This window comes from Methylobacter svalbardensis (assembly GCF_037671525.1).
Classification (GTDB): domain Bacteria; phylum Pseudomonadota; class Gammaproteobacteria; order Methylococcales; family Methylomonadaceae; genus Methylobacter_A; species Methylobacter_A svalbardensis.
The window spans coordinates 85598-107757 of the sequence record NZ_JAWPOH010000002.1; the positions used below are offsets into that span (position 1 = coordinate 85598).

General features: G+C 48.2%; 23 protein-coding genes. 12 read left to right on the forward strand and 11 right to left on the reverse strand.

Going from position 1 to position 22160, the window contains the following annotated elements:
* Positions 1 to 3 precede the first annotated feature (3 nt).
* Positions 4 to 825: a 5'-methylthioadenosine/S-adenosylhomocysteine nucleosidase family protein gene (locus RW114_RS01315; RefSeq protein WP_340120916.1), complete on the forward strand. Its 822-nt coding sequence runs from the start codon at positions 4 to 6 to the stop codon at positions 823 to 825.
* A gap of 18 nt (positions 826 to 843) precedes the next feature.
* Here RW114_RS01315 and RW114_RS01320 read toward each other — a convergent pair whose 3' ends face one another.
* The 5 genes from RW114_RS01320 to metG form a co-directional block, all read right to left on the reverse strand.
* The gene (locus RW114_RS01320) at positions 844 to 1206 is read right to left on the reverse strand and encodes a SirB2 family protein (RefSeq protein WP_340120917.1); all 363 of its coding nucleotides are present in this window, start codon (positions 1204 to 1206) and stop codon (positions 844 to 846) included.
* Positions 1203 to 2171: a homoserine kinase gene (locus RW114_RS01325; RefSeq protein ID WP_340120918.1), complete on the reverse strand. Its 969-nt coding sequence runs from the start codon at positions 2169 to 2171 to the stop codon at positions 1203 to 1205. Before RW114_RS01325 ends, RW114_RS01320 begins: the two co-directional genes overlap by 4 nt.
* Positions 2172 to 2184: 13 nt before the next feature.
* The gene (locus tag RW114_RS01330) at positions 2185 to 2520 is read right to left on the reverse strand and encodes a DUF2782 domain-containing protein (RefSeq protein ID WP_340120919.1); all 336 of its coding nucleotides are present in this window, start codon (positions 2518 to 2520) and stop codon (positions 2185 to 2187) included.
* 115 nt (positions 2521 to 2635) lie between these two features.
* The gene (locus tag RW114_RS01335; RefSeq protein WP_340120920.1) at positions 2636 to 3208 is read right to left on the reverse strand and encodes an RnfABCDGE type electron transport complex subunit B; all 573 of its coding nucleotides are present in this window, start codon (positions 3206 to 3208) and stop codon (positions 2636 to 2638) included.
* Positions 3209 to 3336: 128 nt separating this feature from the next.
* Complete coding sequence (gene metG, locus RW114_RS01340; RefSeq protein WP_340120921.1) at positions 3337 to 5355, reverse strand: methionine--tRNA ligase; 2019 nt, start codon at positions 5353 to 5355, stop codon at positions 3337 to 3339.
* Between the two features lie 189 nt (positions 5356 to 5544).
* Here metG and apbC point away from each other — a divergent pair, with 189 nt between their 5' ends.
* Positions 5545 to 6636, forward strand: a complete 1092-nt coding sequence (gene apbC, locus RW114_RS01345; RefSeq protein ID WP_340120922.1) for an iron-sulfur cluster carrier protein ApbC — start codon at positions 5545 to 5547, stop codon at positions 6634 to 6636.
* Positions 6637 to 6768: 132 nt separating this feature from the next.
* A complete protein-coding gene (dcd, locus tag RW114_RS01350) occupies positions 6769 to 7335 on the forward strand; it encodes a dCTP deaminase (protein WP_340120923.1) in 567 nt (188 codons plus the stop codon).
* A 173-nt stretch (positions 7336 to 7508) separates the two neighbouring features.
* Here dcd and RW114_RS01355 read toward each other — a convergent pair whose 3' ends face one another.
* Positions 7509 to 7766, reverse strand: a complete 258-nt coding sequence (locus tag RW114_RS01355; protein ID WP_340120924.1) for a YcgL domain-containing protein — start codon at positions 7764 to 7766, stop codon at positions 7509 to 7511.
* Positions 7767 to 7860: 94 nt separating this feature from the next.
* Between RW114_RS01355 and RW114_RS01360 the strand changes: the two genes are divergently transcribed.
* The 5 genes from RW114_RS01360 (at position 7861) to RW114_RS01380 (ending at position 10532) form a co-directional block, all read left to right on the forward strand.
* Complete coding sequence (locus tag RW114_RS01360; protein ID WP_340120925.1) at positions 7861 to 8454, forward strand: CPBP family intramembrane glutamic endopeptidase; 594 nt, start codon at positions 7861 to 7863, stop codon at positions 8452 to 8454.
* A 76-nt stretch (positions 8455 to 8530) separates the two neighbouring features.
* The gene (locus RW114_RS01365) at positions 8531 to 9478 is read left to right on the forward strand and encodes a DnaJ C-terminal domain-containing protein (RefSeq protein ID WP_340120926.1); all 948 of its coding nucleotides are present in this window, start codon (positions 8531 to 8533) and stop codon (positions 9476 to 9478) included.
* A 5-nt stretch (positions 9479 to 9483) separates the two neighbouring features.
* Positions 9484 to 9801 (forward strand): chaperone modulator CbpM, encoded by a 318-nt coding sequence (locus tag RW114_RS01370; protein WP_340120927.1) that lies wholly within the window; start codon positions 9484 to 9486, stop codon positions 9799 to 9801.
* Positions 9802 to 9932: 131 nt separating this feature from the next.
* Complete coding sequence (locus tag RW114_RS01375; RefSeq protein ID WP_340120928.1) at positions 9933 to 10154, forward strand: AbrB/MazE/SpoVT family DNA-binding domain-containing protein; 222 nt, start codon at positions 9933 to 9935, stop codon at positions 10152 to 10154.
* Positions 10155 to 10532, forward strand: a complete 378-nt coding sequence (locus tag RW114_RS01380) for a type II toxin-antitoxin system death-on-curing family toxin (RefSeq protein WP_340120929.1) — start codon at positions 10155 to 10157, stop codon at positions 10530 to 10532.
* Positions 10533 to 10706: 174 nt separating this feature from the next.
* Here RW114_RS01380 and RW114_RS01385 read toward each other — a convergent pair whose 3' ends face one another.
* From RW114_RS01385 to RW114_RS01395, 3 genes are all read right to left on the reverse strand, one after another.
* Positions 10707 to 11210: an REP-associated tyrosine transposase gene (locus RW114_RS01385; protein WP_340120930.1), complete on the reverse strand. Its 504-nt coding sequence runs from the start codon at positions 11208 to 11210 to the stop codon at positions 10707 to 10709.
* A gap of 208 nt (positions 11211 to 11418) precedes the next feature.
* Positions 11419 to 12942, reverse strand: a complete 1524-nt coding sequence (locus RW114_RS01390) for a choice-of-anchor I domain-containing protein (protein WP_340120931.1) — start codon at positions 12940 to 12942, stop codon at positions 11419 to 11421.
* 156 nt (positions 12943 to 13098) lie between these two features.
* On the reverse strand, positions 13099 to 14592 hold the full coding sequence (locus RW114_RS01395) for an OprO/OprP family phosphate-selective porin (protein WP_340120932.1): 1494 nt from the start codon (positions 14590 to 14592) through the stop codon (positions 13099 to 13101).
* Between the two features lie 767 nt (positions 14593 to 15359).
* On the opposite strand from RW114_RS01395, the gene RW114_RS01400 reads away from it, so the two are divergent.
* The 3 genes from RW114_RS01400 to RW114_RS01410 all read left to right on the forward strand — a co-directional run bounded on the left by RW114_RS01400 (position 15360) and on the right by RW114_RS01410 (position 17644).
* Complete coding sequence (locus RW114_RS01400) at positions 15360 to 16664, forward strand: lipopolysaccharide biosynthesis protein (RefSeq protein ID WP_340120933.1); 1305 nt, start codon at positions 15360 to 15362, stop codon at positions 16662 to 16664.
* 112 nt (positions 16665 to 16776) lie between these two features.
* Positions 16777 to 16938 carry a hypothetical protein gene (locus tag RW114_RS01405; protein WP_340120934.1) on the forward strand — a complete coding sequence of 54 codons (162 nt, stop codon included), beginning with the start codon at positions 16777 to 16779 and terminating at the stop codon, positions 16936 to 16938.
* A gap of 130 nt (positions 16939 to 17068) precedes the next feature.
* Positions 17069 to 17644, forward strand: coding sequence for a hypothetical protein (locus tag RW114_RS01410; protein ID WP_340120935.1), 576 nt, complete (start codon positions 17069 to 17071; stop codon positions 17642 to 17644).
* Between the two features lie 325 nt (positions 17645 to 17969).
* Here the strand turns inward: RW114_RS01410 and RW114_RS01415 are convergent, their stop codons facing one another.
* Both RW114_RS01415 and recC read right to left on the reverse strand, forming a co-directional pair.
* Positions 17970 to 18158 (reverse strand): DUF1289 domain-containing protein, encoded by a 189-nt coding sequence (locus tag RW114_RS01415; protein ID WP_340120936.1) that lies wholly within the window; start codon positions 18156 to 18158, stop codon positions 17970 to 17972.
* Positions 18159 to 18257: 99 nt separating this feature from the next.
* A complete protein-coding gene (gene recC / locus RW114_RS01420; RefSeq protein WP_340120937.1) occupies positions 18258 to 21389 on the reverse strand; it encodes an exodeoxyribonuclease V subunit gamma in 3132 nt (1043 codons plus the stop codon).
* Positions 21390 to 21493: 104 nt separating this feature from the next.
* Here recC and rpiA point away from each other — a divergent pair, with 104 nt between their 5' ends.
* Positions 21494 to 22147: a ribose-5-phosphate isomerase RpiA gene (gene rpiA / locus RW114_RS01425; RefSeq protein WP_340120938.1), complete on the forward strand. Its 654-nt coding sequence runs from the start codon at positions 21494 to 21496 to the stop codon at positions 22145 to 22147.
* The last annotated feature ends 13 nt before the right edge of the window (positions 22148 to 22160 follow it).

Genomic DNA, 22160 nt, shown 5'->3' on the forward strand with positions numbered 1-22160 from the left:
ACTATGCAACAAAATCCGCCTAAAATTTTTATCTATGCCGCTCTGCCTTGCGAGGCCAAGCCGCTGGTCGAAAATTTCAATTTAAAGAAAGATACGACGATTCAGCCGTTTGCGGTTTATTTGAATAAGGAGATCTGCCTGACAGTCACCGGACTGGGAAAAAGCGCGATGGCTGCCGGCGTGGCTTACACCCAGGCTTTGTTTGCCGGGATTAACCCTCCGGTGCTGCTCAATATCGGTATCGCCGGGCATATTGACCATGCTGTCGGCAGCCTGTTTCTAATCGACAAAATCACCGATGTCGATAGCCGGAAAAGCTATTATCCGCCGCTGGTTTTTACGCCGCCGTGTCCCACCGCCTGCGTCCAAACGGTATCAAGGCCGCAGCTGGTTTATAACATGGAACATCTGTGCGATATGGAAGCGTCTGCATTTTATGAAGCAGCGGTGCGCTTTTCGACCGGCGAATTAATCCATTGCCTGAAAGTTATTTCAGATAATGAATCATCCCCGGCGGAAAACATTCAGCCAAAGCAGGTTGCGGTATTAATAGCCGCGCATGTGGTAACGATTGAAGCCCTGCTGGCAGAGTTAAGCCGTCTGGCCAAGCTGGTTGCAGCGCCGGAACCCAAGCTGTTTGCCCAGTTGATACAACGCTATCATTTTACGGTCAGCGAACAGGGACAACTCAAAAACCAGCTGTCCCGCTGGGCGGTATTAACCAAGACCCCACTCCCTGAATTTGATCAAAGCTCGTTTCACAAGGGCAAGGATGTTTTATGTTGGCTGAATCAACACATCAGTAAAATTGAATTTTCTTTATAGCGATGTTTTTTCCGGCCATTATAAAAAGAAAAATGCATTCTTGCTGACCGCTACTATGCCGATATAAATAAAGCAGGCTAGTGCGCCGGCAAAAGCTTGCCAACGCAGGGCACCCTGACTCTTGATAGCAACCATACCCAAGCCGATATATCCGAATAGCGCTATTATTTTAGCCACAATCCAGCCGAACTCGCCTGACAGCCATTGACCTTGAAATATCAACATAAAACCGGTGATCAGCAAAAAAGTATTAACGATATGCGGTCCGATTTTTATCCATTTTTGCTCCAGCATTTCAGGGCGTTTTTCTGCCATAAAAATCCTGACCACAAAACTGGTAATAGACAATAAAATAAAGGTGAGATGAAGTATTTTAATCATGCAGTGCTCCTGAAGTTGACGGTATTTATGTGGCCCGATAAACAGCTTGATTGTCGATGCTGCCCTAGTATACGCCGGAAAACCAACGGATCTTTTTGCTGAGTCATTTCGCCGGGACGAGAATAATAGTGGTGCTCCAGTCGCGATAGCCAGAAGCGTAATGCCGCCGCCCTAAGCAGGGTCGGCCAGTGTTGTTTTTCCAGCGGTTCCAATGGCCTCAGGCTTTCATAAGCCGCTAACAGCGCCGCAAACTTTTGATCATTAACGGTGCCGTTATCACAGCACCAGTCGTTAGCCGCTATCGCAACATCGAGCAACAAGGTATCGGTACAGGCGCTGTAAAAATCCAACAGTCCGCTGAGACGGTCATCGACAAACAAGGCATTATCCCTGAACAGGTCGGCGTGAATGACGCCTCGTGGCAGAGCGGCCTGACCGTATTGAGCTTGATAAGCCAGCTCATCATCAATCAACTCACGATCTTCTGCCGATAAATGAGCGTCGATTTTATGCAGCACCGTTTTGCACCAGCTTAAATCATTGCCGCTTTTTATCGGGAACACGTAGTCTTGTGTGCAACGATGCAAACTTGCCAGCTGCAAGCCGATTTCCTGACAATGTAAAATGGATGGCGTTGCGATTGCTAAGCCGGATAATCGTTTAAATACCGCAGCAGGCTTGCCATGAAGCTGACGCAAGGCATTTTTCTGCCGGTCGCTTTGAGGACTGGGGCATAACAGACTGCTTTTGCCCAGGTGCGCCAGTAATTTTAAAAAATACGGCAATTCATCGAAAGTCAGCGACTCAAACAGGGTCAGAACGAAGCTGCCCTGCGTGGTTGTTACAACATAATTGGTATTGTCTATGCCGTCCGTTATACCCTCAAAACTAATGACTTCACCAAGGGTATAAGCACTAAAGAACTGATCGAGTTGCGGACGGGTTATGCGCGTAAATACAGACACTGCTTTTAAGCGACTACCATTCCAACAGCTTCCACATATTGATTTCGGAGCCTCTATCCAGATCGCTGCGGCGTACATCCATTTTGCCGTCGCCATTGGTGTCGAGAAAATAATAAGGCGGGCCGATGGCCGGTACCACTTTGATCATATAAAGCCTGCCGCCACGGCGATACTCCTGTATGGTCTCCTTACCTTTACGAATAATGGTAATATCCGGCTCCATGGTTTCACCGTTTTGCACAGGCAAAGGCGGCTCAGGAACCTCCGGCACAGCCTCAAGCGTCGGCGGTTGCTCGTCGACAGCATAGACCGGAAAGGCAAGCAAACTCAATAGAATAAAACGTCGCATAAAGTGACTCATTAAAAAAATAAAAACTGCTGTTAGTTTATTACAGTTTCTACCCGCTTGCTTAACTAAAATAACTCAGCGATTGATACTATCAATGTTAGGTTTTGCTCCCTAGTCAAACCGCACTCTTTAGCAAGGCCAGCCTTTTCTTTTTCGCGCGCTCCGCTTTCTCAAGCTCTTGTTTTTCCTTACGCAAACAGCGCGCATCATAGCGCCGTTTCGCCTGTGCGGATTTTTGCGTCCTTAGGACTTCGGTAGGGTTGACCGGTGCGGGCTGCATGATGATGCAATCTACCGGGCAAGGCGCCACACACAATTCACAGCCGGTACATTCCGAGGCGATAACCGTGTGCATGAATTTTGCCGCCCCCAGTATCGCATCGACAGGACAAGCGGCGATGCATTTAACGCAGCCGATACAGTCGTCTTCGATGATAAATGCTACGCTTGCGGGTTTGTGCTGACCGAATTTGGTATTCAGCGGTTTGGAGGGGACGCCTAATAAATCGGCCAGATCGCTTATGCCTTGATCGCCGCCCGGAGGGCATTGGTTGATGTCCGCCGCACCGGAGGCTATGGCCTCGGCGTATGGGAGGCAGCCTTGGAAGCTGCATTGGCCGCATTGAGTCTGCGGCAGTAATGCGTTGATTTGATCAATCAAGGTAAGGGTTTCTGGTGAAACAGGCATGTTCCGGGTATTCTCGTCGCGTCGATTAGGCAAACAAATTATTAATAGTTCCCACGCTCCGGCGTGGGAATTCAGTCCCGCAACACTCCAGCGTTGCGGGATGCCGGAGCGTGGGAACGATAACGACGTTATTTAACCCGCATACCAGGCTCAGCACCTTCATCGGGACTCAAAACCCAAATATCCTTGCCGCCGGGACCTGCCGCCAGCACCATGCCTTCGGACAGGCCGAAACGCATTTTTCTGGGCGCAAGATTGGCGATGACCAGGGTTAACTTGCCTTCCAACTCTTCCGGTTTGTAGGCGGATTTAATCCCGGCAAAAATGTTGCGGGTTTCGTCGCCGATGTCCACGGTCAGTTGTAAGAGCTTGTCTGCACCTTCAACATGATCGGCTTTGATGATTTTACCGATACGCAAATCCAGTTTGGCAAAATCGTCAAAGTCGATAGTGTCGGCAATCGGTTCGTATTTTTTGGCTTGCACAGGCTCGGCGGTTTTTTCCAGATTTTCTTTGGAGGCTTCGATAATCGCCGCGATTTTATCGGCATCAACCCGTATCATCAACGGCTTAAATTCATTGATGGCATGGTTTAACAAAGGTTTGGCATCAACCGGCCAAGCTTGCGCTTCGATATTTAAAAAGCTTTCCGCATTGCCTGCCAAAACAGGAAGAACCGGTTTCAAATAAACGGCCAGCAAGCGAAACAGGTTAAGCCCCATGGTGCAGACTTCGTGCAGTTCTGCATCCTTGCCTGCTTCCTTGGCGATCAGCCAGGGCTTTTTCTCATCGATATATTGGTTGGCTTTGTCGGCCAGCGCCATGATTTCGCGCATGGCTTTGCCGAATTCGCGGGTCTCGTACAGCTCGGCGATGTGCGTGTTAACAGCAACGAACTCATGGAACAGCGCCTGTTCCGAACACTGTTCGGACAACTTATTGTCAAAGCGTTTGGCGATAAATCCGCTGCAACGGCTGGCGATGTTGACCACCTTGCCGACCAGATCCGAATTAACCCGCTGGCTGAAATCGTCAAAATTCAAATCCAGATCATCGACCCCGGCGCTGAGCTTGGCGGCAAAATAATAGCGCAGGTACTCGGGATTCAGGTGATCCAGATAGGTTCTGGCTTTAATAAAGGTGCCGCGCGATTTGGACATTTTTTCGCCATTCACGGTTAAAAAGCCGTGCGCAAAAATCGCGCTGGGCGTCCGAAAATGCGCGCCGCTCAACATCGCAGGCCAGAATAACGCGTGAAAATAGATGATGTCTTTGCCGATAAAATGGTACAGCTCGGCGTCGCTGTTTTTCGACCAAAACTCATTAAAATCCAGTCCCTGCTTGTCGCACAGGTTTTTAAAGCTGGCCATGTAACCGATCGGCGCATCCAGCCAAACATAAAAATATTTGCCGGGCGCATCGGGAATTTCAAAACCGAAATAAGGCGCATCGCGGCTTATATCCCATTGCTGCAAACCGCCGTCCAGCCATTCGGCCAACTTGTTGCGGACTTCGGACTGCAAATGACCGGCGTTGGTCCAGTCGCGCAACATGTCGCTAAAGTTAGTCAGGTCGAAAAAATAGTGCACCGAATCTTTTTCAATAGGTTTTGCGCCTGAAATAGCGGAAACCGCATTTTTCAGTTCGGTCGGCGAGTAAGTCGCGCCGCAAACCTCACAGCCGTCGCCGTATTGATCGAGTGCTCCGCATTTTGGGCATTCGCCTTTGATAAAACGGTCGGACAAGAACATGTTCTTAACCGGATCGAAAGCCTGGGTAATGCTGCGTGAGCTGATATGCCCGGCATCGCGCAACCGTTCGTAAATCAGCGTTGAATACGCTTTATTTTCTTCGGAATGGGTGCTGTGGTAATTGTCGAACGCTATGCCGAATTCGATAAAGTCCGCCAAATGTTCCGTGCCGACCTGAGCTATCAGCTGTTCCGGGGTAATGCCTTCGCGATCCGCCCTGAGCATGATCGGCGTGCCGTGCGTGTCGTCCGCGCAAACGTAATAGCAGAGATTGCCGCGTTGTTTCTGAAAACGTACCCAAATATCCGTTTGAATATATTCAACCAGATGGCCGAGATGAATCGGGCCGTTGGCATAAGGCAGTGCGCTGGTGACGAGAATTTTTCTAGCTGACATAGTGTAAAAAGTGCAAACAATTCGAAGGCAAAAATAGCTTTGTATTATGGCATAAAATAAAGGCAATCAGTGATTATCAAGCCGCTAATAAGTGCAATAGTGCGTTGAAATCGGTAAAATAACCCATATCTTGAGTCTGGTACTTGGTTATTAATCAGGCGTATTTTATTACAACTAGGGAGCATGGGCATGGCGAGCATCGAAAAAACTGATGTAGAAGATCTACTGCAAACATTTATCGACCCCCACAATGGAGCCGATCTGGTTTCTGCAAAATCGGTCAAAGCCATTACGGTAGATGGCAACAATGTCAGCGTAAAACTGGAGTTGGGCTATCCGGCCAAAAGCTATCTGGCTCAACTTAAAGCCGAGGTTGAAGAACATCTGAAAACCTTGGTCGGTATCGGCGATGCCAATGTTGAAGTGACCGTAAAAATCGTATCCCATGCCGTGCAACAGGCCTTAAAGCCGCTGCCCAACGTCAAAAACATTATCGCGGTGGCCTCCGGCAAAGGCGGCGTCGGCAAATCGACGACGGCGGTCAATCTGGCTCTGGCGCTGGCCGCAGAAGGCGCTAATGTCGGCATTCTGGACGCGGACATTTACGGACCCAGCATCCCGATGATGCTCGGACTTTCAGGCTATCCTGAAAGCAAAGACCAGAAAACCATGATGCCTAAGGTCGCTTACGGCATACAGACCATTTCTATCGGCTATCTGGTGGAAGCCGATCAAGCCATGATCTGGCGCGGCCCGATGGTCACCACCGCTTTGCAGCAGCTGCTTAAAGACACCAACTGGGACAATCTGGATTATCTGATTGTCGATTTACCGCCGGGTACCGGCGATATTCAGTTAACCTTGTCGCAACAGATTCCGGTCAGCGGCGCAATTATCGTCACCACACCACAGGATATTGCGCTGATCGACGCCCAGCGTGGCCTAGGGATGTTCGAGAAAGTCAACGTGCCGGTGTTGGGTCTGGTTGAAAACATGAGCATGCATATTTGCAGCAACTGCGGTCACGAAGAAGCCATTTTCGGTGCAGGCGGTGGGCTGGCGATGGCAGAGCGCAACCGGATCGAGTTTCTTGGCTCCCTGCCTTTGGACATAAGTATCCGGCAATTTGCCGATTCCGGCAGACCGACTGTCGTTGCTGACCCTGACGGTCGAGCTGCGCAAATTTACCGACAAATCGCCCGTAAAACAGCAGCAAGATTGGCGTTAAAGGCCAAGGATTTCACCACGAAGTTTCCCAAGATCGTCGTGCAGAACACCTGAAAAACAGGCGCAAGGCGCAAGGATGAAAGGCGCAAGGAAAACACGGTTGCTTTCGCCTTTCGCCTTTCGCCTTGTGCCTATCGAATCTCTGTGTGAAAATTGACCGTTTTAACACTGAGTAGTTAGTACAGCATGAGCATTAAATCGGACAAATGGATACGCCGCATGGCGGAACAACAGGGCATGATCGAGCCGTTTGAAAGCGGCCAGGTCAGGGATTCGGAACGCGGCCGGGTCATTTCCTACGGCACCTCCAGTTACGGCTATGATGTCCGTTGTTCAGACGAATTCAAAATTTTCACCAATATCAATTCCGCGATCGTCGACCCCAAAGACTTCGACTCGAACAGCTTTGTCGATGTTAAGTCCGATGTCTGCATTATTCCGCCGAACTCATTCGCCTTGGCCAGAACGGTCGAATACTTCCGTATTCCGCGCGACGTATTAACAATTTGTCTGGGAAAATCGACTTATGCAAGATGCGGCATCATTGTCAATGTAACGCCTTTAGAGCCCGAATGGGAAGGCCATGTGACGCTGGAGTTTTCCAATACCACGACGCTACCCGCAAAAATCTATGCCAATGAAGGCGTGGCGCAAATGCTGTTTTTCGGCGGCGATGAAGTGTGCGAAACCTCCTACAAAGACCGGGGCGGCAAGTATCAGGGCCAGACCGGGGTTACCTTGCCGAAAGCGTAAAGGACTGCATCGATCCACGAAAAACACGAAAAGCACGAAAATATTCAAGCTGCCGACTGCATGGAGTAGCGTACCGGTCTGCCATAGTCGTCATCCATAGGATGAAAAATTACAACATATTGCTTTATTTCGTGTCTTTCGTGTTTTTCGTGGACAAATCGGATTATAAAAAACTATTGAATAGTTAACGGCGCCGACATATTGTTCGGCGGCAGCTGCACAAAAAAACCTTTCGCCGTCAGACTATCGATAACTTTCCCGGCTTCTTCCTTGGCCAGTTTGCGTTCCGGCGTCAACTCCAAATCCATCACAAATTCCATTTTGCCAAAGCTGTTGAACAGCGTTTCCGGCACCTTCGAAAAGTCGTCTTTTTTATCGACATACAGATAAAGATGTTCTTTTTTCAGGCTTTTATAAATAAAACACAGCATAGGGTCAGTCGCAGTAATGAATCAAAACGGCTATTTTAACCATTTTTGATTAGAATGTGGTTTTCTTACTGCGCTGACTGCACCAATAAAACCCATGGATAAATCTTCGTTCAACCCCGACGATTTTTTTAAAAAGGCCTGTTCTTTTGAAGCGACGCTGATTCCGGTTGCGATAGCGTTAGGCTGGGTCGCAAACATCAACCCTTTCGCTTACCTGCATTTTTCAGAAACCGCCATCGCTTACGGCGTAATAGGGGCTATGCCTTTATTTTTATTATTTTTAAGCCTAGAGCAGATGCGGATAGACTCGGTAATCAAGATTAAAAACCTGCTGTTTGAAACCTTAGGCCCCAGCTTGCAGCGTTATCACTGGGCTGATTTATTGATGCTGGCATCGATTGCAGGGCTTTCCGAAGAGCTGCTGTTTCGCGGCGTTATCCAGCCCTGGATAGAATCGTCCTGGGGAATGACCGCTGGCCTGATCGGCAGCAATATTATTTTTGGACTGGCTCATGCCGTGACCCCGCTTTATGCGGTGCTGGCAACTTTAGTGGGGATTTATTTAAGCTTAGCGATGGATTATAGCGGCGACAGGAACTTATTAATTCCCATAGTGATTCACGGCTTGTACGATTTTCTGGCATTTGTCGCCTTAATGCGCGCCTATCGGGCCAGTCGCCTAAGCTGAAAGCTTGCCATTAAACGATTTATGGTAATGTAGAAATATAATTTTCCAGGCAAATTCACGCCATCGGACGGGCAACATGCAATATAAAGATTACTACAAGATCATGGGGCTATCCAGAACCTCGACTCAGGACGACGTCAAGCGTGCCTATCGTAAACTGGCGCGCAAGTATCATCCCGATGTCAGCAAGGAAAAGGATGCCGAGGCAAAATTCAAGGAACTGGGCGAGGCTTACGAAGTACTCAAAGATCCTCAAAAAAGAGCCGCTTACGATAAACTGGGTACGAACTGGAAAGCCGGCGAGGAATTCAGGCCGCCGCCAAACTGGGATGAGGGCTTCGAATTCAAAGGCGGCGGCTTTACCGGCGGCGACGCCAGCGCCTTTAGCGATTTTTTTGAACAATTATTCGGTCGCGCCGGATTCCGCCCATCCGCTCAGGGGCAACGTGGTTTCGATCAGCGTGGGCAGGACAGTCATGCAAAAATTTACATCGATCTGGAAGACAGCATTCACGGCTCGACGCGCAATATTTCCCTCAGCACCCCGGGAATGGATGCGCAAGGCTATGTACAGGTCAAGCACCGTAGCCTGAACATCAAAATTCCCAAAGGCATTAAACCCGGACAACACATACGCCTGTCAGGTCAGGGCGACCCCGGATCGGGCGGAGGCAAAGCCGGTGACCTGCTGCTTGAAATAGCCTTTAACAGCCACCCGCTGTATCGGGTTTCAGCAACCGACATTTATCTGGATCTGCCGGTCACGCCTTGGGAAGCGGCCTTAGGCGCTAAAATTAAAGTACCGACACCGGAAGGGAATATTGACCTGAAAATCCCGCCCAATTCCCGGCAAGGCACAAAACTGCGCTTAAAAGGTCGTGGACTACCGGCCAAAACACCGGGCGATTTTTTTGTAGTGCTGCAAATCGCGCTGCCGTCTGCCAACACCGAGCACGCCAAAGTCATCTACCAAAAAATGCAGCAAGAACTTGATTTTAATCCGCGTCTATCTCTGGGGGTATAACGCCAATGAATTCACATGACTTATTGCCAGTACATACCGGAACCGTCATTGAAGATGACAGCCTGACATTGGAACAATTGTGTCAGGCTTGCGGCGTCCATGCAGAATGGGTTATCAGCCTGGTTGAAGAAAGCATTATCGAGCCGCAAGGGGATGAGATACATTTATGGCGTTTTTCAGGAGCCAGCCTGGTGCGGGTGCGTTCGGCGCTAAGGTTACAGCATGATCTGGGCGTTAACCTGGCCGGTATTGCACTGGCGCTGGACTTGATCGAAGAGCTTGAAAACCTGCGCGCCCAGCTAAAAGTAATGGGCCATGACTGAGAATAGCGGTTCTGTAGATAGCCAGTCGGCATTTACACCACGAACTCTGTCTTCCTGGCTTTCATTCATTAATCACAATAAATAGTTTATACTGAGTGGTAACAATTGTAATAACATTCCCGAGGTGATTTATGGAATTAGCGATTCGCAGCATTGGTAATTCGGCAGGCGTGGTTCTCCCCAAAGAAGTACTTAATCGTTTACGCGTCGATAAGGGCGATAAACTGTATTTAACGGAAACAGAAGACGGTTATAAATTAACGCCCTACAACGAAGAATTTGCTAAACAAATGAGTGTCGCTGAAGACATCATGCGTGAAGACCGTGACATCTTAAAAGCTCTGGCAAAGTAAATGTCCTGGCAATGGATTAGCGCAGAATTAGCATTGGCTATTCATCAACGACAGCTGGCGGAACATAGCGGCTTGTCCGGCATTAGAGATAAAGGCTTATTGGATTCCGCTCTGGCTCGTCCGCAAAACCTACATGCTTATGGCGAAAATGATTTATATGCTTTAGCGGCGGCTTATGGTTTTGGCATTGCGCGTAACCACCCGTTTAACGATGGAAACAAGCGCACTGCATACATTGTTACCCGATTATTTTTAAAACTGCACGATAACGATATGCCAGGTACACCGGAAAATCGAGTGCGGATATTTGAACAGTTGGCGGCAGGTAATATTACCGAGCCGGAACTGGTCGCTTGGCTGAAGAACGGAGGAGCGTAGGTAGTGCTTGCGGCGTCCATGAGGAATGGGTCGTCAGTCTTGGTTGAAGAAAGCATTACCAAGCGGGACGGGGTTTGCAACCCCGTTCCTAACGTTTCTGCGATGTCTGAGCTAAGCGGCTACACTTAACCAACGCAAAACGTTTCGGACGGGGTAGCTGTCCAGCGTGGTGCATCATGTTGCAAGCAATTTGATAAGGAGCGGCGAAGCCGGGTTGGCCGATGACCAAAGCCAATGTTCAGGGCGGTAAACATAACCTTTTCGTACCGGGTTTTCGTGGATATAGTTAAGCTTTTGAAGATAGAAAGCAGGGTTTTCGATCTTCTTCGGGGCATTAGTTTCCATCCAAAACCGATAACTTCCCTGTGCGTCAACAAACAGTTTCAAAACACTCGGCTCCGTGGTTTCGAGATTGGTCTTGAATTTAGCGGTAGTGAATCGCTTGAAGTCCCGTAAAAATCCCGCCATATCCGGCGAAGTAACTATGAGATGGATATGATTCAACATAAAAACATAACCGTTTAATTCCAGCCCTTTGTTGTCTTGGCAATAACGGATCGAATCGGACATAATCTGCCAGCGGTTATAACGGTCAAACAGATAATACCAACGTTGAACGGTTAGAGTGAGATAGTAAGTTCCGGCATTAAGCTCGGCGGCTACGCGTCGGGACGGCATGGCGCTTCCTTTTTAATTGGGTCGTGAGCAATTGTATCAGAAGCCGGTATGCGGGTATGTTTCCTCTTCCGCAGGGTTTCTCGCATGGCATAAAGATAACGGCAGCATCAAACGTTAGGAACGGGGTTGCAAACCCCGTCCCGCGTGTTAGGACTCATTACAAAAAAGCCGCACTGGATACCCGGTGCGGCTTTTTATTCCGGCATCCCTAATCAGCGCCTTGCCGAACGATTTTAAAACACTCGATCGTTCCGTTCATTTCATTGGCCGTCAGCAGATAATGCTCACCATCCACGACAAAATGGGCGATGCCTTCGGGCGACTTGTCTTCATCGCCGCTAATCTTGCCCAAAGCGACGACTTTAGGATGAACAGGGTCAGCCAAGGAAATCAATTCAACCGCACCGGCTCTTTCCATGCCAACGGCAACATACGGTATGCCGTCCAGATCGAAAGCAACCAGCATTTCCGGTTCCGAGCCTTTTTTGTTGCTGCGAAGCTCCGGGTAAACTTTATTAGCGAAGGCAAACTCATCAAGCTGGTTGCCGGTATCGCCTAGCAAGACTCCTGTCGCCGCATCGAAAACACTGACCGAACGACCGCCGCCGGTCGGCTGGCCGTCCATTGGCATAGAAATATCCGAATCGCTGTCGCCTTCATCGGCGGTGACAAAATAACGGCCATTGCCCACCGTGGTAATTCCATCGGGTTCACGCAAGCCCGCCATCGAGTCATCAAAATTTATCCAGCCGTCATAGCGGGCATCGGTTTTATGTTCCGTCACGCCCAGGCCGTAATAGCTGATAACCTGCTCGTTGACTAAATCCACCACCGCCACCGCATTATTTTCCTGCAAGGTTACATAGGCTTTTTTTGAATCAGGGGTAATGGCAATATATTCCGGCTCTAATAAAGCTGGCGAACGGTTTTTTATCGGAATGAATATTTTCTTTTCGCCCTTTGTTTCGGTACCAAACACATCGTGTCCTTCAAAATAACCCAGGGTAACTTTTTTATTTTCAATAACTCCATTACCATCGAAATCCATGCGCTTGCTGATGATGCCATCGCCATTCCAGTCGATTTCCCTTTCCAGGAAGCGCCCGCCTTCGGTGATGACAAAACCCTCCTGATTGGTCATGTTAGCCAGCTCCAGGTTTTTGTGGCTCACAATATGCCCGGATTGACTCAGCCGCACGATTGAAACACTGCCTTCCGGGGTAAAAAATTGCTTGCTTGACGGCTCAAACAAAAAATCTTCGCCTTCATTGGCGATCATCGCAAGCTTGCCGTCTTCGGAAAAAACCACCGCATCCGACCCAAAGCCGACGACGATACGATCCACCAACAGCCCTGTCGTTGCCGAACGAATCTCCAACCTGCCGGGACTGTTGCCGGCATCGATAACCGCTGCAAATATATCCAACGAAGGATGAAAGGCAACCGAAGTCAGTTCTTCGTTCTTGCTCAGCTTAAGATTGAAACGGGCTTTTCTGTGTACGCGCTGAGGATGACTGACATCCAGTACATCCACTTCGCCACTGTCGAAGTTGCTGAGCACCGCCCGCAACGTGGATTGCTGCACACTGACGATTTCTGTGCCTTTTTTATACCCAGAATCATAGTGGCTGACCGGCTCTATAGTCCAATGGCTAGTGGAGTTAACAGGAGCCAATGTGCATCCCGCCAAGTATAAAACCGGTGCCCATTTAAGTATGCGACTAATTTTCAATGCTAACCTCGCTGATGACAAAAAATTTGGAGTGATGTTTAACAACTTAACCATCCTAAAAACAAGCCATCATATACGAAATCTTATGCATAAAAAAAGCCGCACTGATAAATCAGTACGGCTTTCTAGTTAATGTAACGGCTTAGAAAACGGGCTTTAGAATGCCAATTGTCCGCGAACCATAAACATATCCAGACTATCCGGCTTTCCACCGCTAACCGTCGTTAATGGAGACTGGCTAATATCTAACACTTTATTGTAGTCTGCCATAAAGCGGATATTATTGTTTACGTACCAGTTGAGCGCAACAGTAAGATTGCTCATCTGTCCGCCGTTAACAGCACCACTGTTTAAATCAGCTTCCGCATAACGCGTCGCCACTTCCCATGCGCCCCATCCGCCATTTTTCAAACTGAAATTCTTGTTAGGCTCCACTTTATAGAATTTACCTGTTTTGTACTTACGCGATTCGCCGGTTATTGTCCATGAGGCTTCTCCATACCAGCCATCAAACTCCATATTGTTAGCGCCATCTTTTCGATCAAGCCAGGTATGGGTGTATTCACCGCCCAATGCAAAAGGTCCATACAGACCGTTAGCTTCCAGTCCCACCATTTTGATGTTGTTAATGTTGGCGATATGTCCGGTATCAATCAGTTTCAGATTAGACATATGAGAAGTTTCATAGGAATACTTTAAATCGCTGTCATTGACTTGATCTTTAGCGTCCGGAGCCTTGTAATTACCGGCGACCCCTAAATGTATAACCTTGGTTTTTTCATTGATCGGCGCATACGTCCAACGGGAGTTAATTGCCCAACCCTCGTCCGCTTTATTACTTTCAGCATTAGGAGTAATTGTATCGCCATAAATACCGACTTGGCCTGTCCAGTTTTTGTTGAGACTGGCGATATTCAGACCGATCGCACGATCCACGGTCGGTTCGTTAAGCACATTCATTAACGAGCGCTCCATAAACATCATATCGTTCGAACTTTCCTGCAGCTCACGGCTAAATGCCTGCTTTTGTTGACCGAAAGTGATCGCTAAAGGAAGAGTCGCAACATTTAAGCCGTTATATTGCACAAACATATCCTTAACCGTCGCTTTATTATCGGCGAAATCAAGCTGACTTTTAAATTCCCAGTCTTTATAGAAAACGCCTAAAAATTCCATACGTCCACGGCGGATTTCTGTGCCGTCATTGGCTTCAACATGCGTTCTTGTGCCTCTTTTAACCAAATTATCATCGCTGCTGTATGAGGCATCGGCATGGATACGGCCACCCAATCTGAAGTTAAAGTTTTTATCCGCCGTCTCAAACTGTATGCCTTTTTCATTCAGTTTGAGATTCACTGATTTCGGCCCCGTAGATTCTTCTTTGTGCTCTTGTAATGCTTTAATCGCATTATCTTTTAAGGCCAAATCTTCGCGAATAGCTTTAATTTCCGCTTCATCTAATTTCTCAGCTACTTTCGCAGGAGCATCTTGAACCTTCTCGAAAGCACCCATCAGTTCCCGTCCACGGCCCGGTTCTGCAAAAATTTGCTTGGTTTTGGTATCTACATAAAGATCCATGGCAAAAGCGCCGGATGTAACGCTCGCACCTAAAACGGTAGCGATTGCCAATGTAAGTTTAGATATTTTCATTTTTTGCTCTGGTTGTTGTCGAAAAGGTCGGGGCAAGAATAAGAAAATTAGATGACAGCTTAATGACAGCTTTGTTACAGTTTTGTTACAGAGCAACAACTCATCAAATAATTTGCAAATCTACAACAACCCAAAACTCGTTGTTCGGCTTTATTGTGATTCCTAGTAAAAAAAACAGCACGTTACTTATTCTCTTTTCAACAACAAAAAATCTGTAGCTAGAATGAGCCGTTGCGTCAACATGACGTACTCGAAAGATTGTGAAAGGTTATTGAAAGCTTAAGGGGCTAGGATGATGGCCTTTAACGGTTGCCTGCCAAAGACTCACTACCCCTTCAAGAATAACCCGGGGCATCAATGTACGCCCTCTTTAGAACTAAAGGATTATTAACGCGATACACAAATACGCTCAATACGACTACTGTCATCTAAATATGATATTCCTTCCGGAATCCTGGTGTTCTTGGTCGCAATACCATTGAGGCAAACAGCAGCATTACTGCGAGTAAAGCCAAATTTATCGATCATGTCATTATGGAAACAATTGAGGATTTTCTAGTCACCGCACCGAATGACAACATTACGGTTGAAGTCATCGATTTATACGGTAAAGAAAAGATACACACATAAGAGCCTCTAGTGGTGCTGAATGAACGAATTAACACTTAAGATATATGGCATCACTAGACAACCATCATTAACAATGTGCTTCGGGCCTTTTCACATCCCGACCCTGAAACACTACCCATCAATTTAATGGATTTATATTGAACCCAAAATTTTCTGTCCAACCCACTAATTTCAGTTCCATGACGCTGTTTGGCTTGAGCTTGTGTAATTATGCGCTGATGTATTGGGCTAATATTTTTCTGGCTAGACATCTGGCTATCGACGCTTTTGGTGATTACAGTGTCGCTATTTCCACTGTCACGCTGCTGTCGACGCTGGCAACCATGGGACTGGAAAAGTACGCCCTGCGTCTGATCGCCCTGTATATCGAGCGCGAAAACTGGCCGCGTCTGCGTGGATTTTTGCTGTTTTCAATGCGGGCTATCTTTCTGTTCAGCATGCTGTTGCTGGGCATACTCGGCTTGGGATTGGAAACCTTTTTGGCCTTGCAAGAGGCTGATTTTCACATCGCAATTGTCATTTACGCCGGCTTTTTGCCGGTGATTGCGCTGTGTTTGTTTTTGATTGAAGTCATTACTGTCTACGGTGTACAAATCCTGGCTTTGGCTTTGTATCGTTTTTTTCTGCCTTCAGTATTTTTGCTGTTGATTATCGCTTTACCCTATGCTCAGCTTAAGGTAACCGCCGTTTCTGCGGTGCTGTGTTTTGGCACGGCCTGGTGTTTGACGCTGATACTAATGCTGATTACGGCGCGAGCTGCCAGTCCAAGAGAACTTAGACAGGCAAAAGCCAACTCAAAAGGTCGGCGCTGGTGGCTGAAAAACTCGCTTCCATTGTTGATAAGCAGCTTAATGATGACCTTGCTCACCAGCGGCGGCATTATCATCCTGGAAATATTATATCCCTCACAGGCGGAAGTCGGGACGTATGCTGTTGCGATGAACACAGTAGCCCTGATTTCTCTGATCGGCACCTCGACCAATCGTTATTATCTGCCGATGCTGGTAGTTTTACTCGAGCGTCGCGATCAGGGTGCTATCAAGGCTTTACTGGGTAAACGCATGCGTTTGATTGCCTGCTTCATCGCAGTTTTCCTGAGTATTATCGGTATTTGGGGACAGGAAATAATTGATCTGTTTGGTGCCAATTATTCTCAAGGCTATCAGGCTTTATTTATCAGCACATTCGGAGCCGCATTTAGCACCCTGTTTTCCGACTCGCCGTATTATTTGCAATTTATGGGGCGCAATCGTTTAGTCGTTAGTTTAATGTCACTGGCTGCGCTTAGCATGATAGCCCTGAGTTTTATTCTGGGGGCTCGCTACGGTTCAACCGGTGTTGCTATCGCTTACGCCGTGCCTACCTTGCTGTTATTTTCCAGCCTGAAATGGCTGGCCTATCGGCATATGTGCGTGCTGTTTGCCGCACAAAAATCGCTGTGATTTAAACTTCCGAACGTTAACAGCCGCTAACCAGATGTTAGCGCTTAGTTTCTTTTGACAAAAAACTAGATACTTATAACTTTAGAACTCATATTTGATTAGGAGCCTGTTCATGGAAATTAAATCAGAACAACCGTTAAACTACTCAGCGAAAACACCCAAGCCGGCAAATGCGTCTTTCGGCATGCAGGTATCGCCACAAGCCACTGCCGACCGTATTGTACGGTTTAGTACGGCTTTTTTTGGTCAGTACCAGGTAACCATTCAAACCTAAGCACTGAGGAAGCCCTGGACTCATTTACCACGTTAATTAGCGGAGGGATTGAACCCGCAATAACGGAATCTGACACGTCGGCTTAAGTTGTGCAACAATGCGATGGCAGACATCAATTTTTGTGCGCATTATGTGTAAGCAAGCAGTGAACGAATGTTATTTTTTTCAGGAGTGGAACATGCAGCAATTTACCTTAAAAATAAGTCGAACCATGGCCTTTGTTATCGCAGGAATGTTGGCGGCCGGCTCGGCTCTTGCCGACAAGCCTTCACGGGGCGATCATGGTAAAGCCGAAAAACATCAGCAGCAAAAAAGCCAAAAAGGTAGTAGCCGTGACCGAGATCACGATGATCAGTCATTGTCTAGAAAAAGCTCGGATGGCTTTAGAGAACAGCGCTATTTCGGTGACCAGCATCGAGCCGTGATCCATGACTACTATGTCGGACAGTTCCGTAGCGGTCGCTGTCCGCCAGGACTCGCTAAAAAACACAACGGTTGCATGCCTCCCGGACAGGCAAAACAGTGGACTCTAGGTCGACAGCTACCTCGTAACGTCGTTTACTACGATCTGCCGCAGACGATCCTTATGCAGCTGGGACCGCCTCCTCCCCGGCACCGTTATGTGCGTGTGGCGAATGACATTTTGTTAATCACGATTGGAACGGGAATGGTTATGGATGCCATTTCGGATCTGAGCTGGCGTTAACTGCCTTGTTCGGCCTGCTTGCCGTATAACTTGCAGGCGAAGCCTGCACTCATCCTTAAGCAGAAAGTTCGTTAGACAGATTGATTAATGCGTTGCATTTCCGAACCGATTGCAGTCGCGTAAGTTGGGTAACAGCTTTTTGTTGCCCAACCTATCGGCATCCGGTGATGGGAAAACCCGAAATTCGCCGTCATATCAAAGCATCGCAATGTTAAGCCACGTGCATGCAAGACCAACATCTAATGCACAATGAAAAACCTGCCCCTTCTTTTGTGTGAGCCAATTCTCTACTCTGCCCTTGTTTCCCAAAATCAACGACACTGACTCATTGATTTTCATATTTAAGTCGATAATCAATTTTTCGTGCATTTGCCAAGTTTATTATTTTCTGCTTTTGCTGTTCTGTTGCATTGCTCCACTGAAGAATTTCATCAATGCTGCGAAAGCAACCAAGGCAGACATCTTGCTCATTCAGGCAGCAGTTCCTTATACACGGCGAGATTATATTTACCAATGAGAATCCTCTTTGTAGTTCTCAAGAAGCTGCAATACGTGATCGCAAGATCTGACCCCGCTTGCCTTTGGTAGTAGCGGGATTTATGATGCTTGGCTATTAATGCAGCGCATCCCAAACCGGCTGCAACAGACTCTGGCATTGCCGCTCAAACGACTCGCCCAACACCAAGCCCATATCCGCTACATTACCGTAAAGCCGCCCGAGTTCCGGCTCGTAGGGTTGCTCTACCGCTCTGGACAATTGCTCGATTGCCGTATCCAGCGCCGACTTTGTGGCCCGGCTGCTGGTTTTCAGTTTGTAAGCCTGTTTGATATACGCCAAAGCCGGCTCCACAAAAAATGCATCGGGCTGTTTTCGGCCTAACCGGTATATATCTATCAATGCAGTCAGATGATCCGGTTGGCAATGTTCCGGCAACAAAACCATATCCTCATCAGTGCTGAGTAAAATCGTTGATTGTTCTTGAACTTGGTTAATAAGGAGGTGGTGCAGCAAGGCGCAGATAAAATCCTTACCCTTTAGATCTGCATAGCGATAAAACAGGCTACCCTGCTGATAAATGTTGCCGAGTTTGCCGACCAGACGATATGAACTCAGGGTTATGTCTACCGGCAAATCGTCTAAAGGCGCACCCAGATTTTTGGCCTTTATTCGTTCGACAAAGTCATTAACTACCCTCTGTTGCCGGTCGAACTCCAGCTCACCCGGTACGCCCGCCAACCACCGTCCTTGCGCTTGCAGTTTTTTTACCGTTACCGACTTGCCGTTTAACGCCTCGTGTATCCATTCATGATAAATGGCATAACCCTCCAGCTTGGCGATGCTGAACGGCTCACGTTCTTCGGCATCGGCTTCCATACCGGTAAAGCGAAAATCCAGTTGTCGTTGCATAAAAAAGCGTTGCGGATGCCGGAAAAAACTGAACAACTCATTCAGTTCAATCACTTCGACTTCCACGGTGTCTTCTGGGAGTATTCCTTGCCACCACAAACTCGCAGGATTGATCGACCGTTCATCTCTAGCGGACAAAGCGCTGGCGGTTTCACAATCGGCTTTTGAAAAGCTGAATAAACCGGCTGAACCGTCAAAATATCGCCGGCTGAACGACTGCAAGGGATGTCGGGTAATCAGCTCGCCGCCACCCTGCAAAACCTCCAGCAACTCACTGATCACCACCGACGGCGGAATGGCGTCGTTGTGGCTGATCGACTGGCCGATATAGGTCATAATCAGCTGCTGTCTGGCCGACAGCAGGATTTCCAGAAACTGATAGCGGTCGTCGCTACGGCGCGAGCGGTCGCCTTTGCGAAAGTTGTGCGCCAGCAAGTCAAAGGTCGGATGACGGTCGATTTTGGGGAACTCGCCGTCATTCATACCCAACAAGGCAATCACCTTGAACGGGATCGAGCGCATCGGCAGCATCGAACAAAAGGTCAGCTGGCCTCGCAAGAAGCCGTTGGACGATTTGCGCTCGGCGACCATACCTTCCAGCCAGCTGATTACCACGTGCAGCTCGACGTCATCATGATGCACAGCGGCCAGTTCGGCGGACAATTCCGCCAGCAGTTCGTTAAGCTGCTGGCGTTCAACCGGTTCCGCCATCGCCAATAACTGGTCGGCATAATAATAAAGCTGTGCGCTCCAGTTTTTTAGCGGTTTCGCCTGTTTGAGTTCCTTGCCGGCTTTGAATAACAGCTGCATAAAATCGCACAAGCCGCCCAAGGCCAGCGCCGAGGAGCCTTCAATATCCCGGTAGGGCAACACGCCGGCAACAAAATCCTGATCGCTACCTACCGCATAACCCATCAGCAATCTGTCCAATGCTGCCTGCCAAGTGTTTTCGCTGAGTTCGGGTAGTCCAAGTTCCTGTTTGTGTTGTGCCGACTTGCCCCAACGCACATGGGTATCCTGCACCCAGTGTTTGATCAAATCCAGGTCAACCTCGGACAAACCGAACCCCGGATACACCACCGGCTGCTCCAGCAAATCCAGCACAGTCTGCCAACCGAAACGACTTTGGCTTAAGTCTAAAAAACGGATAAAGGCGTCCAGCGCGTTGTTGCTAAGACGCAAGCTTCGGTCGGCGATGGCGTGTTGAATATCGTCGAACACAGCGGAAATAAACGGCTCGTATACCTGAATATCCGGCGCCATTACCACAATATCGCGCAGCTCCAGCGTCGGGTCGTTTTCCAGCGCTTGCAGCAACTGGTTTTTCAATACCTCCACCTCGCGCATTCTGGAATGACAGGCATGAATGCTGATCGAGTCGTCTTGTTGCAAAATCGGCTCGTCCAGCAGGTTATTTAAAATACCGTTTTGTAACCGGTGCAGATTGCTGTGCGCCTCGCTAGGCTCAAAGCTTTCCGGCTCGAAATCGAACTGTACTTGTTCCAGCAACATCTCCTGAAACTCGCGTCCCTGCTGGCCTAATGTTGACAGCAACGGATGCCCGCTAAAGTTTTCGTCGCTGCTTCGCTGTCTTTTGGTGGCCAAATCAGCCCAAAAATCTTGCGCCGGATTGAGCAGGAAAAGATGCAGCTGGCAATGTTTGGACAGGCCTTCCAAATAACTCAAAAATAACGGCGGCAGGGTATTCAGTCCGAACACCGAAATCCGCTCCGGCAATTGCCGACTAAACGTGCCTTGCTCTGCAGCATTCAACTTGGCGATCACATCCAGCCATAATGAACCCCGATGCCGGTTGCCGGTCTGTTCTGTTATTTGCAGCCACAGCGCTTGTTGCCAGCGTTCGGTTGCAGTTTGATACAGCAACTGCCCTTTTTGCCAGGCCGCCAGCATATCCGGTCGCATCATCTGGTACTGGTCGAAAATCTGCGACAGCTGCTGGGCTAACTGATAGCGTTTTAAGGCGATATTTTCGCCGGACAGGTATTGCGTTAACGGCAAAAACTCCTCTCCGTTCAGTCTGCGCAACAATGCCTCAATCCGCCAAAGCATCAAATTACGCTCAAAAGCCGCATCGCTTAAGCGGCTGTCGATTTTCTGCGCCAGGAAGCTAAAAAACTTGCCCGGAAATAAAAATTCGTAATTGCCCCAGACCTTAAATTGACTGGCTAACTGCTGCGATAACCACCGCTCCATGCCCTGACTTTGAATCAAAAAAACTTCCTTGGCAAAAGGCGATGCCAGCGGCGCGTTTTTAATGACTGCGGTCAGGTGAGCAACCAGGTTTTCGGTTTTATTGGAGCTGTGCAGAATGAACATGTCGGCTTTAATTTATTTTTGTTAAAAATCAGCTGAGTAATCTTGGGTTCTACGGTATTATCACACACACTTTACTTACCTTTAACGAAAATCAGGATAGCTTCATGACTCAAGATGAATTAAAACAAAAAGTGGCTCAAGCCGCTTTACACTATATTAAAGATGTTGCCATAATCGGCGTGGGCACGGGCTCTACCGTTAATCACTTCATCGATTGTTTGGCCGATTTTAAGGCAGATATTGAGGGAGCCGTTTCCAGTTCAATCACGAGTACCGAACGCTTAAAAAAAATCGGCATTCCGGTATTTGATTTAAATGCAGTGGGCACGCTGGATGTTTATGTGGACGGAGCCGACGAAGTCAATCCGCACAAATACCTGATTAAAGGCGGCGGCGGCGCATTGACTCGCGAAAAGATTATTGCAGCTGCCAGCAGGAAATTCGTCTGTATTGCTGATGAAAGCAAATGCGTCGATGTGCTGGGTGCATTTCCACTGCCGGTTGAAGTCATTCCGATGGCCAGAAGCTATGTTGCCAGAGAGCTGGTTAAATTAGGCGGTCAACCGGTGTGGCGGGAAAATTTTATTACCGATAATCACAACGAGATTCTCGATGTGCATAATATGAATATTGTCGATCCGATCAAACTGGAACAAATCATCAACAACATTACCGGCGTAGTTACCGTCGGTATTTTTGCGATGCGTCCTGCCGATGTGGTGTTAATCGGCAAGGGTACTGAAGTCACTACGCTCTAAAATAACCGGCAAA

Bases quoted from the DNA above. Each gene is read 5' to 3' on its own strand.
- RW114_RS01315 (WP_340120916.1), top strand. From the start codon at position 4: ATGCAACAAAATCCGCCTAAAATTTTTATCTATGCCGCTCTGCCTTGC.
- RW114_RS01320 (WP_340120917.1), bottom strand. From the start codon at position 1,206: ATGATTAAAATACTTCATCTCACCTTTATTTTATTGTCTATTACCAGT.
- RW114_RS01330 (WP_340120919.1), bottom strand. From the start codon at position 2,520: ATGCGACGTTTTATTCTATTGAGTTTGCTTGCCTTTCCGGTCTATGCT.
- RW114_RS01335 (WP_340120920.1), bottom strand. From the start codon at position 3,208: ATGCCTGTTTCACCAGAAACCCTTACCTTGATTGATCAAATCAACGCA.
- metG (WP_340120921.1), bottom strand. From the start codon at position 5,355: ATGTCAGCTAGAAAAATTCTCGTCACCAGCGCACTGCCTTATGCCAAC.
- apbC (WP_340120922.1), top strand. From the start codon at position 5,545: ATGGCGAGCATCGAAAAAACTGATGTAGAAGATCTACTGCAAACATTT.
- dcd (WP_340120923.1), top strand. From the start codon at position 6,769: ATGAGCATTAAATCGGACAAATGGATACGCCGCATGGCGGAACAACAG.
- RW114_RS01355 (WP_340120924.1), bottom strand. From the start codon at position 7,766: ATGCTGTGTTTTATTTATAAAAGCCTGAAAAAAGAACATCTTTATCTG.
- RW114_RS01360 (WP_340120925.1), top strand. From the start codon at position 7,861: ATGGATAAATCTTCGTTCAACCCCGACGATTTTTTTAAAAAGGCCTGT.
- RW114_RS01365 (WP_340120926.1), top strand. From the start codon at position 8,531: ATGCAATATAAAGATTACTACAAGATCATGGGGCTATCCAGAACCTCG.
- RW114_RS01370 (WP_340120927.1), top strand. From the start codon at position 9,484: ATGAATTCACATGACTTATTGCCAGTACATACCGGAACCGTCATTGAA.
- RW114_RS01375 (WP_340120928.1), top strand. From the start codon at position 9,933: ATGGAATTAGCGATTCGCAGCATTGGTAATTCGGCAGGCGTGGTTCTC.
- RW114_RS01380 (WP_340120929.1), top strand. From the start codon at position 10,155: ATGTCCTGGCAATGGATTAGCGCAGAATTAGCATTGGCTATTCATCAA.
- RW114_RS01385 (WP_340120930.1), bottom strand. From the start codon at position 11,210: ATGCCGTCCCGACGCGTAGCCGCCGAGCTTAATGCCGGAACTTACTAT.
- RW114_RS01395 (WP_340120932.1), bottom strand. From the start codon at position 14,592: ATGAAAATATCTAAACTTACATTGGCAATCGCTACCGTTTTAGGTGCG.
- RW114_RS01405 (WP_340120934.1), top strand. From the start codon at position 16,777: ATGGAAATTAAATCAGAACAACCGTTAAACTACTCAGCGAAAACACCC.
- RW114_RS01410 (WP_340120935.1), top strand. From the start codon at position 17,069: ATGTGTAAGCAAGCAGTGAACGAATGTTATTTTTTTCAGGAGTGGAAC.
- recC (WP_340120937.1), bottom strand. From the start codon at position 21,389: ATGTTCATTCTGCACAGCTCCAATAAAACCGAAAACCTGGTTGCTCAC.
- rpiA (WP_340120938.1), top strand. From the start codon at position 21,494: ATGACTCAAGATGAATTAAAACAAAAAGTGGCTCAAGCCGCTTTACAC.